This window comes from Pantoea sp. BJ2 (assembly GCF_040255075.1).
GTDB classification, from domain to species: Bacteria; Pseudomonadota; Gammaproteobacteria; order Enterobacterales; family Enterobacteriaceae; genus Pantoea; species Pantoea leporis.
The window spans coordinates 1,359,891-1,374,784 of record NZ_CP158292.1 but is presented as its reverse complement, the minus strand read 5'-3'; the positions used below and the strand labels follow the sequence as shown (position 1 = coordinate 1,374,784).

Genomic DNA, 14,894 nt, shown 5'->3' with positions numbered 1-14,894 from the left:
ATTGAACAGCGCGATTAATCGCGCCGCTACAGCTTGTGTGCGCTGTAAATGAGGCGCTTAATTCAAAGGCTTTACTCTTCACATCCCCGCCAACTGTAACTTCACTTCTGCATCCGCCAGGCTAGCCGATTCACCGGTCGCCATCAAACAACACGCCAGCTGCAAACGCAGCGCCTGCGGCACCGCGCGTTCCCCGGCTAATACCTGATTGATCCACGCGGCGGTGTCCTGTGCGCTTTTGCTTTCTGGCAGTTCCACACTGACTTCCGGCTGGCGCTCAACCCACACTTCCGCTTCTGCACCCGCGCCACGAATGTAGTTAATCGCCGGGCAGCGCTGCGGATTGGCATACACCTCGCCTTCGGTCCCGTTCAGCAGAATCGCCGGTGCATCGATATCCTGGAAGAATTTCCCCACGCGCGGCACATATTCCGGATGCGAGACGCTGGCCAGGCGCAGCGCAGCACGTTCGGCAAACGGCGTCGCCAGTTTCGCCAGCGTATGCGCGCTGTTACGCACGCCCATGCGCCAGCGCAGCGACAGCTGTTGCGCCATTGGCGCACACAGATGGTCGATGGTGATAAACGCCAGTTCGCCGTTATCCAGCTTCGCCTGCGCCTGTGCGGCGGAGGTGACAGGCGCGATGTCCAGCGCTGCCAGCACCGCTTCGGTGGTGATGCGCGTGGGATCGTCGCTGACGCCGTGCAGCAGCACCGGGAAGCCCAGCTTCACCAGCAGCAGCGCCAGCAGCGGCGTCAGATTGCCCTGACGGCGCGCGCCATTGTAGCTGGGAATGACAATCGGCATGGGCCGGTTAGCGGGTGCCTGCAACTGCATCATCTGCTGCTGCATCGCGTGATAAAAACCGCGCATCTCCTCTTCGCCTTCGCCCTTGATGCGCAGCGCAATCAGCACGCCACCGAGCTCCAGCTCCGGCACGTCACCGGCCAGCATCGCGCTGTAGAGCGCCTGCGCGGTGGCGAAATCGATATCGCGCGCGTGATTTTTACCGCGCCCAATCTCTTTAATAATTTTATTCAGTTCCATCAGGCATTCCCGCTTCCAGGGCGCGCCGCCGTGCGGCTGCCAAAATTGATCGTTAGATTTTCTTACTGCGACGTTTTTTCGTCTTGTCACTGCTGGCTTCCGGCATCGGCGGTTGCTCAATCGGGAACACCGGCAGCGCGGCCAGCAGTCGGCTGCCATAGGCTTTGTTGAGCAGGCGGCGATCGTAAATTACGATTTCGCCAAAGCAGCTGTGGCTGCGAATCAAACGTCCTACCTGCTGAATCAAGGTAAAGGAGGCGCTCGGCAAGCTCTGCACTTCGAACGGATAGCGTTTCAGGCTCTTCAGCCATTCGCCCTCGGTCAAAATTACCGGACTGTCTACCGGTGGAAAAGCGATTTTATGGATATGCACCTGCGACAGCAGATCGCCTTTCAAATCCAACCCTTCGGCGAACGATTGCAGCCCGACCAGAATACTGATTTTACCGGCTTCGACGCGTTCACGATGCAGCGCCACCAGGCGCGAACGCGGCTGATCGCCCTGCACCAGCATCGACAGGCGCAGATCAGGAATATGTGCGACAAACTGCTGCATCGCGCGGCCACTGGCGAACAGCACCAGCACCCCTTTGTGCTTCTCTTCGGCGATCTGCTGGCGGAAAAAGCGCGCCATCTCGGCAATGTGCTCCGCTTCCTGCGCCATCTGCGGCTCAAACTGCATCTGCGGAATCACCAGCTTGCCCTGGTCGATATGGTTAAACGGTGAATCCAGTGCCACAAAGCGGTCGCCGGCTTTCTCACTCAGGCCGGACATTTCCTGCAAACGGTTGAAGCTGTTGAGCGAGCGCAAAGTGGCCGAGGTCACCACCACATGCGGGATTTTGCGCCACAGGATTTTTTCCAGCTGATCACTCACGCGAATGCCCGCGCAGTGGAACAGCAGATGCGCCTGGCCTTCACGGATCTCACGCGTAATCCACTTCGACACCGGCGCATTGGAAGCTTTCTCCATCGCCGCCAGCCGCCACAATTTGCTAATCGACTCGAACCAGCCGAAGTGGCGATTGAGCTGAATGATAGCTTTATGCAGCCGCATGATATCGGCTTTCCCGGTTTGCTCGCCCAACTCGTTGAGCAGGCCTTCGCTTAAGCCGCGCAGCGCGTCACTCAGCTTGAACAGCCGCGCGCACAGGCTCAGTAGCTCTTCCGGCAATTCACCCAGAACAAAGCGGAACTCGCCCGGCTGATTATGGCCCGGCAGCAGTGGATTGAGCGCATCGCACAGGATCTGCAGCAGCTCGCGCATTTCATCGCAGTGACCTTTCAGGCGCTCCGGGTTGGTGAGCGGCGGCGGCGATTTTGGGCGGAACTGCGCCATGATGGTTTCCACCAGCCGCACAAACAGATCGAGCTGCAAACTGCTCCAGCCGGGCGTGATCTCCGCGCTCATCTCCAGCGCATCGCGCGCCACTTCCGGCAGATGATGGCCTTCGTCCAGCACCAGCATCAGGTTTTTCGCCGGTGGCAGCACCGATTCATTCTCCATCGCCGCCATCACCAACGCATGGTTGGCGACCACCACATCCGCCTGCTCAATTTCGCGACGCGCGACAAAGAACGGGCATTCACGATACCAGCGGCAGTGATGGCCAAGGCAGTTGGCTTTGTCGGTGGAGAGGCGTTGCCACAAGCTGTCCTCAATGTTGACATCGGTGTGATCGCGCAAGCCATCCCAGCGGTAGCTACTGAGCTGCTTCTCTAGCTTGGCGCAGAATTTCTGCTCCTCTTTCGAGCCGGTGACTGCCTCTTCATCCAGATAGAGCAGCAAATCGCCCTGCTGATCTTCGGTCGCCGCCAGCGCCGCAAGGTTGCGCGGACAAACATAGCGTCCACGGCCAAAGGCGGCAGTAAAAGTGAGATCGGGGATGATTTTCTTCAGCAGCGGCAGATCCTTGCTGAAGATCTGGTCCTGCAACGCCACGTTGGCGGTGCTGATCACCAGCCGCTTCTCCTCGGCGCGGCTCACCGCAATACCGGGAATCAAATAAGAGAGAGTTTTGCCGACGCCGGTGGGCGCTTCAATCGCCAGATGACGACCTTCGTCACCGGCCAGACTTTTCGCCACTTCGGCAATCATCTGGCGCTGCGGCGCGCGCGGGATAAAGTCAGGAACCTGCTGCTGCAGCGCCTTATACCATTGCGCAATCTGGCTTTTTATCGCTGCTGTCAGGGCCATTTTCGTTACTGTTTGCTGAATTGGCCTGTATTTTTACACAGTATTGGCGCAGCGTCAGCTTTCGCTGCTATTTTTTCGCGCTGGATTCAGAATTTCACGCATCGCGCGGATTAAGGTTTCACGCGCGCGCCCACGGCGGAACGCAAAAGAGAAAGGCGCGCGGAAGTGGAAATGGTGCGGCAGCAGGCGGCGCAGCGTGCCCTGCAGTTCCCCGCTGCGCGCGTAGTGTTCGGGTAAATAGCCAATGAAGCGGCCAGAGAGAATCAGCGTCAGCTGCGCTTCGATGCTCTCCACTGAGGCGTTGCTCTGGCGGAAGCCGCGCTTATTCAGCTCCTGCTGATTCCAGTAACGCCGCGTCACCATGCCGGTTTGCTGCACGGTGCGCACATCCGGATGACCCTCAGCCAGCGGATGTTGCGGGCTGCAATAGAGCCAATGCTGTTCTTCGTAAAGCGGAATAGTCACCAGATTGCTGGCGCGCAGCGGAAAGTGCCCAATCGCCAAATCGAGCCGATCCTCCAGCAACTGCTGCTGCAACTCATTGGGATCGCGCACGCTCAGATTAAAGAACACCGCCGGAAAGCGCTGATTAAAGCGGGCAATGGCAGCGGGCAGATCCAGCGTGCTATCGGTGACGGTGGCGTCCACCACGCCAAGCGAGAAAGTGCCGCCCTGCGCGCTTTTCAGCGTCTCTACCTGCTCCTGCCAACCCGCCAGCGTCGCCAGCATCTCCTGACTGTAGCGATAAAACTGCTCGCCTTTGCTGGTCAGGGTAAAGCCGCCGCGCCCGCGCTGACAGAGGATAAAACCGAGCTGGCTTTCGAGCTCGCTCATGTAGGCGCTGATGGCCGGCGTGGTCATGTTCAGCGCCTGCTGCGCGCGCGAATAGCCCTGATTTTCCACCACGCTGGCGAACACCTGCAGCAGTTTAAGATTGGGAAGCGTCTGCACCGATTTTCCTTCAGAGATTGCTGACTAAAGTTAAGTAATCTCTGAAGTGATTATCGGCTGTCAAGGATTTTTCCGGCGCGCGGGCTGGGTAATGATGGGTTTTACCTGACTGAAGGAGTGCGTGATGACCGATTTCCCCCAGCCGCAAGGCGGCAACGAAATGCCCCGTTTCGCCGGACGCGGCACCATGATGCGTTTACCCGCCGCTGAATCACCAGCCGATTTGGATGTGGCGTTCGTCGGCATTCCGCTGGATATCGGCACCTCGCAGCGCAGCGGTACGCGCTATGGCCCACGCGCCATCCGCGCCGATTCAGTCATGATCCGACCCTACAACATGGCCACCGGCGCCGCGCCCTTTGATTCGCTGCGCGTCGGCGATCTCGGTGATGTGCCGATCAACACTTACAGCCTGCTGAAATCAGTCGATATCATTGAAAACTATTATACCGAGCTGAATAACTGGCCGATTATCCCGTTAACGCTGGGCGGCGATCACACGCTGACGCTGCCGATTTTGCGCGCGCTGGCGAAGAAGCATGGGCCGATGGGGCTGATTCACATTGATGCCCACACCGACACCAACGACGAGATGTTTGGCGAGAAGATCGCGCATGGCACCACGTTCCGCCGCGCGGTGGAAGAGGGCCTGCTCGACTGCCAGCGCGTGGTGCAAATCGGGCAACGTGCGCAAGGTTACGCCGCCGATGATTTTCAGTGGGGCGTCGATCAGGGCTTCCATCTGGTGCCCGCCGAACAGTGCTGGTATCGCTCCATGACGCCGCTGATGGCCGAGGTGCGCGCGCGTATCGGCGACGGCCCGGTGTATCTCTCTTACGACATCGACAGTTTCGATCCCGCGTGGGCACCCGGCACCGGCACGCCGGAAGTGGGCGGTTTAACCTCGATGCAAGGGCTGGAGATCGTGCGCGGCTGTCGTGGACTCAATCTGGTGGGCGGCGATCTGGTGGAAGTCTCGCCGCCGTACGACATCAGCGGTATGACCTCGCAGCTGGCGGCCAATATCCTTTATGAGATGCTGTGCGTGTTGCCCGGCGTCCGTTACACAGAGAACAAGTGATGACACAACAGAATCTGGTTTTCCCGGCGCGCGTGCTGCGCGGTGCGGGCGTGATCAACCAATTAGGCGCGATCTGCGCCGGACTGGGACAGCGTGCGCTGCTGATTGGCGGCCATCAGGCGTTGCAGGCAGTAGAAGCGCAGGTTCGCGCGCAGCTGCTGGCGGCCAACGTCACGCTGTTAGCTCAAGAGTGGTTTGGCGGTGAAACCTCGATCAATCAGATCAATCGTCTGGCGGCGATGGCCAGCGAGCTGCACGCCGAGGTGCTGATTGGCGTGGGCGGCGGTAAATCGCTGGATACGGTGAAAGCGGTAGGCGCACAGATTGGCGTGCCGGTGATCACGCTGCCAACCATCGCCGCCACCTGTTCCGCGGTGACGCCGCTGAGTATTCGCTATGACGATAACGGCAATTTCTTCGACATCTTCCCGCTGCCGCAGGCACCGGCGGCGGTGATCATTGACAGCGAGCTGCTGGCTAAAGCGCCCGCCCGCTGGCTGGCCGCCGGGCTGGGCGATACGCTGGCGAAGTGGTACGAGTTCCGCGCGGTCAGCGCACGTCATCCGGCACGCGAGGGCAATGCGCTCTCGTCACTGGCGCACAGCCAGATCTGTTATAACGTAATTGGTGAACATGGACCGGCAGCCTATGCCGCAGTGCTGCGTGGTGAGAGCAGCGCGTCGCTCGATCAGGTGCTGGATGCGATCTTCACCTGGGCGGGATTAACCTCGCTAATGAGCAACGGCGCACACGCGGCGGCTTCGCATGCGATTTATGAAGGCTTTACCTTCTGCGATAAAACCCGCGAGTTTGGGCACGGCTTGCTGGTCGGCTTCGGCAACCTCTGTTTGCTGGCGCTGGAGAACCGCACCGATGAGGAAGTGCTGGATGAGATGCGCCTGGCGCGCGATTGCGGCGTGCCGCTGACGCTGAGCGAGATTGCCGCGCTGGATGAAAGTGAGCTGGCACTGATTGTGCGCGAATCAGTGCATGCGCCGGATATGGAGAACATGGCCGAAACAGTGACCGAAGCGCGCTTGCTGGCAGCGATAGCGCGGATTGAGGGGTTAGCAGGCAGGGTTTAGTTTGTGCTCGCTGTGGTTTGAATGTGCACGCTGTGGTTTGAATGTGCACGCTGTGGTTTGAATGTGCACGCTGTCCCCCATCCCGGCCTTCCCCCATAAATGGGGGAAGGAGACGCTGCCACATGCAGCTTCAGAACGAACATATGGCAGCATCTTCCTCCCCCATTTATGGGGGAGGACCGAGGAGGGGGACAACGTGCACCTACCGAGGAGGGGGACAGCGTGCACATACCAACGGGACAGCGAGCACAAACCAAAAAGAAAAAAAATCACCCAATCCCCAACAATCCCACCACTTCCCGCACATCCGCCACTTCATCCAGCTCCAGACACACCGCCTCGAGCTGTTCGACCTGCTCCAGCGGCAATACGCGCGCGGCCAAACTGCGGTATTTCGCCAGCAAGGCCTCCAGCGTGAGCGGATTGGTTGGCGCGCCTGACGGCACCGGCACATGCTGCTGCCACTGCGCGCCCTGCCCGGTTTCCAGCCGCACCCACGGCTCGTCGTCGCGGCTCTGCTGCTCATCAATCACCAGCTCAATACGTGCCAGCAACGCTTCCACATCGGGATGCAGGCGCTTGGCGTCGTCATAACTGGCCAGATCCGCCGAGCCGTACAGTGCGCGCGCCGCCAGCGCATACGGCAGGCTCATCTGCGCCGCCGCCAGGCTGTGTAACTCGCGTCCGCCGCACATATCCAGCAGGAACGGATTAACGCCCACCACGATGCGCGCAATCTGCTCTACCCGCACATCATGCTGTTGCAGCAGGATTCCCAGCGCATCAATAGCCGCGTGGGTGCCACGGCACGAAGCGTAGGGTTTGATTGAGCAGCGCGCCAGTTTCCACACCTCGCCGAGATCGGCCGTCAAGGCCTGCGGCTGCTGGGTTTCCGCCGCTAAGGTTTGCAGGAAGCCGCCCCAGCGCGGTTCAAACACCGCTGAAGGGCCGCTGATACCGCGTTGTGCCAGCAGCGCGGCCTGCACGCCGCCTTCTGCTGCGCGCGCGGCATGCAGTTTTTTGGTGTGCGATCCGTCGTGAATAAAGCCCCACAAACCGCCGCTGAAGCTGGCGGCAATGCCCAGCGCAGACGCACACTGCGCGCGGTCGAGCTGCAGCAGCGAACAGACCGCCGCCGCCGCACCAAACACCCCGCAGCTGGCGGTAGAGTGCCAGCCTGCGCCGTTGTGCGCCGAGTAACCGCCGCAGGCTTCTAACACGCGGCGGCCAACGTCATAGCCGATCACCATCGCCACCAGCAGCGCTTGCCCGTCCACCGGCTGCGTCGCCAGCGGCAAAGCCGCCAGCAGCGCCGGGATCACCACCGCACCGGAGTGATCGCAGCCGCCGGTATCGTCGAGTTCATACATGTGCGCCGCCACGCCGTTCAGCCACGCCGCCTGACGCGGATTGGCCTGCTGCGCGCTGCCCCAAATCTGCGCCTGTTCGCGGCCACCTTCGGCCTGCACCAGCGCCAGACACTCGCGCCAGATCGGGCTGTCGCAGCCCGCCAGCGAAGCACCGAGCGTATCAAGCAGATGGCGTTTCGCCTGCTCCACCAGCGGTTCAGGCAGTTGTGCAAAACGCGTCCCGGCGATAAAGGCCGCCAGTTGATTAAGCGAGTTCGCCATGCGCACCTCCAGTGATGCGGGTAAACACCTCCGCCGGATGGCAGAAATCGTTATCCGGCTGCGTCTGCCAGTGCGCCGCCGCCTGCTCAGCGGTGGCGATCCACACATTGTGCTGTTGCAGCATGTCGAGCAGCGCCCGCAGCAAACAAATGCGTCCGGCGGTGCCGATGATTTCCGGATGCAGTCGCAGCAAGTAGCACAGGCCAAAGCGGTGAAAGCCGTGGAAATCCTGCGTCATATTCGCCAGAGTTTCGCCATACGGCGCGATGCGCGATTGTCCCGGCGGAATAGCCGGGCTGAGGTTGAAGGCGAAGTACGGCTCATCTTCCAGCGTGTAGTGCATCGGTAATTCCACCAGGCGCGTACCGGGATGGAAGTACGGCAAATCGTCGCCGCGCCAGCTGGAGGACCATTGAATACCGCGTGCGATCAACGCCTGCGCCAGTCCCGGTTTCCACTGCCCGGCGGGCGTGCGGAACCCCGTGATTTTGCGTCCGGTTATCTGCGCCAGTTTGTCGCAGCCGCGCGTCACGCTGGCGATCTGCTGCTCCAGCGTCAGCAGCGAGAAATCTTCGTGGCTATCGCCACTGCAGGCGATTTCATGGCCGCCGGTCACGATGCGCTGCACCAGTTCCGGCTGCTGTTCGGCGACAATTGCGGGCATACACCAGCTGGCTTTGAGCTGCTTTTCTGCCAGCAGCGCCAGCAAGCGATCGACGCCGCGCAGCGTGCCGTAGCGCCACACCGACAGCGTTTTATCGCGCCCCGCCACTGCCGGAGCCTGAGTGAGAATGCCGTGAATATCGTTGAAATCGATAGTGAGGATCGCCGCCGACTGGAAACCCAGCGGCCAGCGTGAAGGTTCAGTCATGCTGTTGCTCCTGCAAATACCACTGCGCCACCGCGTCGCAGCGCGCAAACCAAACGTCATCGCGCGCCGTCATATGTGCAAACAGCTGTTCCAGCAGCAGCAAGCGTCCCGGCTGGCCGGAGATTTTCGGGTGAAACAGCGTGGTGAGGCACAAGCCTTCATCCATCGCGCCATCGAACTCGCGCTGCCAGTTATCACGCGTGTGCGCATAGCTGGCGATGCGATCGCCGCCTTTGGGGAAGTCGGGCTGGCGCGTGTAGGCCAGCGAGGCGTAATCATCCATCTCCCACTTACCGGGGATCTCCACCAGCGGCGTATGGCCCGCCACCGGAATGCTGTAGGGGCGATCGTCGCCGCGCATGCTGCTGGAGTAGATCACGCCCGCGTCACGCAGGATTTGTGGCGTTTCGGCATGCCAGTCGCCCGACGGCGTACGAAAACCGCAGGCGGTGATGCCCAGATGTTGGTGAAAGACTTCAGCGGATTTCGCCATGACTGCGCGCTGTTCATCCGGTGAAATCGCCCAAAAGGATTCGTGGCGATAGCCGTGATAGGCCACTTCGTGGCCCTGTTCGATAATCGCCTGACACTGCTGCGGCCACTGCTCCACCACCCACGCCGGCACAAAGAAGGTGGCGGGAAGGTGGAAGGCGCGCAGCAGGTCAAGCAGACGCCCGAGCGCGCGGTACGGCCCGTAAGCCCCAAAAGTAAAATACTCTGGCGTTGACCACAGGCTGCCATTCAACATGGCATCGCCGGTGGGACCGTCGAGGTCAAACGCCAGCGCCATACAGCCGCGTTTACCCTGCGGCCAGCGCACTGCGCCCGGTTGTTGCATCTGCGCGCTCCTTAGCCCTGGTTGACGGTCGCCTTCGCCACGCCGTTGTCTGCCAGACCCCATTTGCCGAGGATTTTCTGGTAAGTGCCATCGGCAATCATCGCGTCGATAGCCGCCTGAATCGCGGTGGTCAGCTCGCCCGCATCTTTACCAATCGCCATGCCGGTGTACTGGAAGGAGAAGGCTTTATCCAGCGCCTTATATTTGCCCTTTTCCAGATCCATGATGTACGGCAGCGTTTCACTGCCCTGCACCACGCCATCCAGACGGTTCTGACGCAGCTGGGTGCGCGCATCGGCGGTGCCTTCAGCACCTACCACAATGATCGCCGGCTTACCGGCCGCTTCACAGTGTGCTTTTGACCAGTTGGCAATCTCCTGCGGGAAGGTGGTGCGACGGCTGGTACCGACTTTCTTACCGCACAGATCCATCGCGCTGTTGATGTCGCTGCGCGCGGATTGGGTGTAGAACTGCGGGCCGGTTTTGAAGTAATCGATAAAGTTCACCACCTGCTGACGCTCTTTGGTGTCCGTCATGCCAGACATCACCAGATCGACGCGCTTGGTCACCACCGCGTTCACCATCTGTTCGAAGGCGATCTCCTGCCAGTTGATCTTCACGCCGAGTTTTTCGCCAATCGCCTGGCCGAGGTCGTAGTCCACGCCGGTCAGCTGGTTGGTCGCCGGATCTTTAAAATCCATTGGCGGATAATTCGGCATGATCGCTACCGTCAGCCCTTTCTCTTTTATCGCCGCGGGTACGGCGATGTCTGCCCAGGCAGAGGATTGCAGCAGCAGCGCGGCACTGATGGCACTCAATAACAGCTTTTTCATATTCACCCCGGTAATGTTTAAAGAAGAATCGCGTTAATAAAGTTTTTCATCCGTGGATTTTGCGGGTTCAGCAGAATGTCTTCCGGTGCGCCCTGCTCGATAATCCGTCCCTCGTCCATAAACACCACCTGATTGGCCACCTCACGGGCAAAGCCCATTTCGTGGGTGACCACCAGCATGGTGGTGCCCTCTTTTGCCAGCTGACGCATCACCGCCAGCACTTCGCCCACCATCTCCGGATCCAGCGCCGAGGTGGGTTCGTCAAACAGCATCAGTTTGGGTTTCATCGCCAGCGCACGAGCAATCGCCACGCGCTGCTGCTGACCGCCGGAGAGCGACTGCGGATAGTCGTGCGCTTTGTGCGCCAGACCCACGCGATCGAGCAGCGCCATCGCCTCTTCGCTGGCTTCGCGCCTTGGGCGCAGCAGCACGCGACACGGCCCTTCGATGATGTTCTCCAGCGCGGTTTTGTGTGGGAACAGGTTAAAACGCTGGAATACCATGCCGGTTTGCAGGCGCTGGCGCGCAATCTGTTTGTCGCTCAGCGCATGCAGTTTGTTACCGGCGATGCGATAGCCCGCCAGCTCGTTGTCAACCCAAATCCCGCCTTTATCGACCTTCTCCAGCTGGTTAATGCAGCGCAAAAAGGTGCTTTTGCCGGAACCGGATGGGCCGAGGATGCACATCACCTCGCCGTAGTTCACTTCGAGGCTGACATCCTTCAGGGCGTGGAACTGGTCGAAATATTTGTTCACCTTAACGGCGCGCACGATGTTTCTCATGTTGGGCTCCTGATTACTGACGCTGACGATGGCCGCGTGAGAAATAACGTTCCAGTCGGCTCTGTCCAAACGACAACACCGTGACCACAATCAGGTACCAAATGCCTGCCACGAACAGCAGTTCCATGACGCGCGCGTTGGCGAAGTAGATGGTTTGCGTGTTGTAGAGCAGTTCCGAGTACTGAATCATGCTGGCGAGACTGGTGGTTTTGATCATGCTGATAAATTCGTTGCCGACCGGCGGCAGAATCACGCGCATCGCCTGCGGCAGAATGATGCGCTGCAGCGCCTGCAGACGCGGCATGCCGATGGCTTTCGCCGCTTCGTATTGCCCGGTATCCACTGATAGCAAGCCCGCGCGCACCACTTCCGAGGTGTACGCGCCCTGATTGATGCTCAAACCGAGCAGCGCGGCGAGGAACGGCGTCATGATGGTGACGGTTTGCACGCTGAACACGCCGGGAATGCTGATGGTGGGAAACACCAGCGCGAGGTTGAACCACAGCAGCAGCTGCAGAATCAGCGGCGTACCGCGAAAAATCCACGCGTAGCCCACGGCGATGTAGTGCAGCACCGGATTCGGCGACATGTACATGATGGCGGTGATGACGCCAAACAGTACGCCGAGCCCCATCGCCAGCACCGACATGATCAGCGTGTTGACCACGCCGTTAAGAATCGCCTGGGCGGTAAAGAACTGGCCGACAAACGACCATTCGATATTGCCGTGCGCAAAGGCGTTTACCAGCAGCGCCAGCAGCAGCAGAATCACCGCCGACGCGGTGATACGGCCGTAGTAACGGCGCGGCACCACTTGGTAACGATCGAGATCGTAATGCGTCTGCTCGCGGCTGTTGTTCAAACCCGGCTCAATCGGCGTTGATTGCGACATAAGTTCTCCTCAGGCGCGTGGGCCAGCGTAATCGTCGGTCCAGCGCTGCTGATCCTGCATCAGGGTTTGCAGACGTGCCAGTTGCTCACGTACGCGTGCCGGTGCGGTACCGCCGTAGCCGCTTCGGGCCGCCAGCGCGGCTTCCAGCGTCAGCGCACTGCGCACCTCAGGCGTTAAGCGGACGTCCACCGCCTGCAGTTGCGCATCGCTGAGATCCGACAGACCGCAGTTTCCGCGCTCGCACAATTGCACCAGCTGGCCGGTGATCTCATGCGCTTCGCGGAACGGCACACCGCGCATCGCCAGCCAGTCGGCCACTTCGGTCGCCAGCGTGAAGCCATCCGGCGCCTGCTCGCGCATCACGTCGGTGTTGAATTTCAGCGTCGCCATCATGCCTGCCATCGCCGGTAGCACCAGCAGCAGCGTATCCACCGCATCAATCACATTGCGTTTGTCGTCGCTGAGATCGCGGTTGTAGGAGAGCGGCATCGCTTTCATGGTGGTGAGCAGCGCCATCAGATTGCCGACCAGGCGGCCAGCGCGGCCGCGCGTCAGTTCGGCGATGTCCGGGTTTTTCTTCTGCGGCATGATGGAGCTGCCGGTGGCGTAGCTGTCATGCAGCTCGACCCAGCGGAACTGGCGCGATGCCCACATGCACACTTCTTCGCACAGGCGTGACAGGTTGATGCCGATCATGCTGGTGACAAACAGGAATTCAGCGGCATAGTCGCGGCTGGCAACGGCATCAATGGAGTTTTCGCACGGCGCGAGATAGGAAAGATCGGCGGCGGCCTGCTCCGGCTGGCGCGCAATGGCGGAACCGGCCATCGCAGCGGCACCGAGCGGACAGCGTGCGCTGCGGCGATCCCAATCCTGCATACGTTCAATATCGCGGGCAAAAGATTGCGCGTGAGCCAAAAGTTGATGACCAAAAACAATCGGCTGCGCCTGCTGCAGATGCGTGAAACCGGGCGCGACGCTTTCGGTGTGCTGTGCCGCCTGCTCGACCAGCGCCTGCTGCAAGGCCAGCAGCGCGCTCACCACCTTGCGACCGTTGTCGCGCAGGTAAAGACGCAGGTCGTTAACGGTTTGATCGTTACGCGAACGCCCGGCGCGCAGCTTGCCGCCCAGCGGACCTAAACGCTCGGTCAGCGCGCGTTCGATAAAGGTGTGCACATCTTCGTCGGCGGCAATCGGATGCAGCTGACCGGCGCGATAATCGGCGTCTAACGCGTCAATGGCCGCCAGCATGGTGCTGAGCTCTTCGGCGCTCAGCAACTCGCCGCGCGCCAGTTCACGGGCATGCGCCCGGCAGCCCGCCAGATCGTAAGGTGCCAATGCAAAGTAATAATCCGGGCTACGAGACAGCGCGGTTAAACTCGCCGCCGGTGCCGCTTTAAAACGCGCGCCCCATAACAGTTCGGCATTATCAGACATGCTATTTCCCCTTACAGATAATCATCAGCGATATGAAAAAGATATGGATGAGCCAGTTGATATAATAAAAACTTATTTTATGGCTACACTGGTAAATAGGCCCTATTTCAGATTCACTGTACTTTCACCGCAATTATTCCGGAGTTGAATAGCAAAAATGGAAAGTAAAGTTTCCCAGTCCGGAAACAATGCAAATAATCGCAGCGATAATGCGGTTCTGGCACTGAGTAATATCGATTTAAAATTACTGCGGGTATTTAAATGCGTGGTAGAAGCGGGCGGATTAACCGCTGCCAGCCACGAATTGAATATTGGTCTGGCGGCGATCAGTAAACAGGTTTCCGATCTGGAAATTCGTCTCGGTATGACGTTATGCAGCCGCGGACGCGAAGGTTTTGAGCTGACGCAGTACGGCATCAACGTCTACCAGGCCACGCTGGAGCTGTTCGTCTCGCTGAATCTGTTTCGCGAGCGGCTGCACAACAGCCGCAACGAACTGCTGGGCGACATTGCCATTTGCGTGGTGGATAACACCATCTCCGATCCGCAATCTCCGGTCACCGCAGCGGTGCAACAGCTGCACCAGAAAGCGCCAAAGGTACAAATTCGACTGCAAACCGCGCAATTAGATGATATTGAGCGCGGCATCAGCGAAGGCCGTTTTCATTGTGGTATTGCACCGGTTTATGAAATGAAAAGTGATTTTGATTACTTCCCGCTTTATAAGGAATATTCAAAATTATATTGCTCCATGTCACATCCTTTATATTCTGGATCGTGCGATAAAAATATATCGCTGGACATATTACGTGAGCAGAAAATTATTAATCATTTATATGTGACGCCGCGCGACGATCGTCGCATCATTCCCTTACAGGACAGCGGCGTGCAGGCGGTTCAGGTTGAATCTGTCGCCATGCTAATTTTAACCGGCCATTTTATTGGTTATTTACCGGAACATTATGCCGCCGCGTTTATTGCGCGTGGGCAGCTGTGTGAGTTGGGTGATGATTTGACTCGCCGTGAAAACCCGTTTTGTTTGATGATGAAGAAGGGCCGCAAAATAAACCCGATTATCCGGCTGTTTATGCAGGCGCTGGGGATTGGCGAGGCGGAAGGACCGCACTGAGTTGGTGCGTTTGGAGATTGTGCTCGCTGTGCCTGGGTTTTGTGCTCGCTGTCCCCCATCCCGGCCTTCCCCCGCAAGCGGGGGAAGGAGATGCTGCCACATGCAGCTTCATCACTGACA

13 protein-coding genes are annotated in these 14,894 nt (G+C 59.4%); 3 read left to right on the top strand and 10 right to left on the bottom strand.

The features are described 5' to 3' along the window. Nucleotides 1–78: 78 nt before the first annotated feature. The 3 genes from ybiB to AAF463_RS06245 are packed head-to-tail and all read right to left on the bottom strand — an operon-like array spanning nt 79 to nt 4,195. Nucleotides 79–1,047, bottom strand: a complete 969-nt coding sequence (gene ybiB, locus AAF463_RS06255; RefSeq protein WP_192236573.1) for a DNA-binding protein YbiB — start codon at nt 1,045–1,047, stop codon at nt 79–81. Nucleotides 1,048–1,099: 52 nt separating this feature from the next. Beyond that, nucleotides 1,100–3,244 carry an ATP-dependent DNA helicase DinG gene (dinG, locus tag AAF463_RS06250; RefSeq protein WP_101763133.1) on the bottom strand — a complete coding sequence of 715 codons (2,145 nt, stop codon included), beginning with the start codon at nt 3,242–3,244 and terminating at the stop codon, nt 1,100–1,102. A gap of 54 nt (nt 3,245–3,298) precedes the next feature. Then, a complete protein-coding gene (locus AAF463_RS06245; protein ID WP_101763134.1) occupies nt 3,299–4,195 on the bottom strand; it encodes a LysR family transcriptional regulator in 897 nt (298 codons plus the stop codon). Between the two features lie 121 nt (nt 4,196–4,316). Between AAF463_RS06245 and speB the strand changes: the two genes are divergently transcribed. Further along, nucleotides 4,317–5,276, top strand: a complete 960-nt coding sequence (gene speB, locus AAF463_RS06240; RefSeq protein WP_192236575.1) for an agmatinase — start codon at nt 4,317–4,319, stop codon at nt 5,274–5,276. Further along, complete coding sequence (locus tag AAF463_RS06235) at nt 5,276–6,361, top strand: iron-containing alcohol dehydrogenase family protein (protein ID WP_280172615.1); 1,086 nt, start codon at nt 5,276–5,278, stop codon at nt 6,359–6,361. The genes speB and AAF463_RS06235 overlap by 1 nt, the downstream gene beginning before the upstream one ends. Nucleotides 6,362–6,630: 269 nt before the next feature. Here AAF463_RS06235 and AAF463_RS06230 read toward each other — a convergent pair whose 3' ends face one another. Genes AAF463_RS06230 through argH form a run of 7 tightly spaced genes read right to left on the bottom strand, consistent with a single transcriptional unit; the run spans nt 6,631 to nt 13,645 of the window. Next, nucleotides 6,631–7,992 carry an MmgE/PrpD family protein gene (locus tag AAF463_RS06230; RefSeq protein ID WP_350261722.1) on the bottom strand — a complete coding sequence of 454 codons (1,362 nt, stop codon included), beginning with the start codon at nt 7,990–7,992 and terminating at the stop codon, nt 6,631–6,633. Then, nucleotides 7,976–8,863, bottom strand: coding sequence for a polysaccharide deacetylase (locus tag AAF463_RS06225; RefSeq protein WP_350261720.1), 888 nt, complete (start codon nt 8,861–8,863; stop codon nt 7,976–7,978). The genes AAF463_RS06230 and AAF463_RS06225 overlap by 17 nt, the downstream gene beginning before the upstream one ends. Beyond that, on the bottom strand, nt 8,856–9,701 hold the full coding sequence (locus AAF463_RS06220; RefSeq protein WP_101763139.1) for a polysaccharide deacetylase: 846 nt from the start codon (nt 9,699–9,701) through the stop codon (nt 8,856–8,858). Before AAF463_RS06220 ends, AAF463_RS06225 begins: the two co-directional genes overlap by 8 nt. A gap of 11 nt (nt 9,702–9,712) precedes the next feature. Beyond that, nucleotides 9,713–10,534, bottom strand: a complete 822-nt coding sequence (locus AAF463_RS06215) for an ABC transporter substrate-binding protein (protein WP_101763140.1) — start codon at nt 10,532–10,534, stop codon at nt 9,713–9,715. 17 nt (nt 10,535–10,551) lie between these two features. Then, on the bottom strand, nt 10,552–11,316 hold the full coding sequence (locus AAF463_RS06210) for an amino acid ABC transporter ATP-binding protein (RefSeq protein WP_008102604.1): 765 nt from the start codon (nt 11,314–11,316) through the stop codon (nt 10,552–10,554). A 13-nt stretch (nt 11,317–11,329) separates the two neighbouring features. Further along, entirely contained in the window at nt 11,330–12,208 is an 879-nt protein-coding gene (locus AAF463_RS06205; RefSeq protein WP_101763141.1) for an amino acid ABC transporter permease, read from the bottom strand. 9 nt (nt 12,209–12,217) lie between these two features. Continuing rightward, nucleotides 12,218–13,645 carry an argininosuccinate lyase gene (gene argH, locus AAF463_RS06200; RefSeq protein ID WP_350261719.1) on the bottom strand — a complete coding sequence of 476 codons (1,428 nt, stop codon included), beginning with the start codon at nt 13,643–13,645 and terminating at the stop codon, nt 12,218–12,220. A gap of 157 nt (nt 13,646–13,802) precedes the next feature. On the opposite strand from argH, the gene AAF463_RS06195 reads away from it, so the two are divergent. Further along, a complete protein-coding gene (locus AAF463_RS06195) occupies nt 13,803–14,774 on the top strand; it encodes a LysR family transcriptional regulator (protein WP_350261718.1) in 972 nt (323 codons plus the stop codon). Nucleotides 14,775–14,894 lie beyond the last annotated feature (120 nt).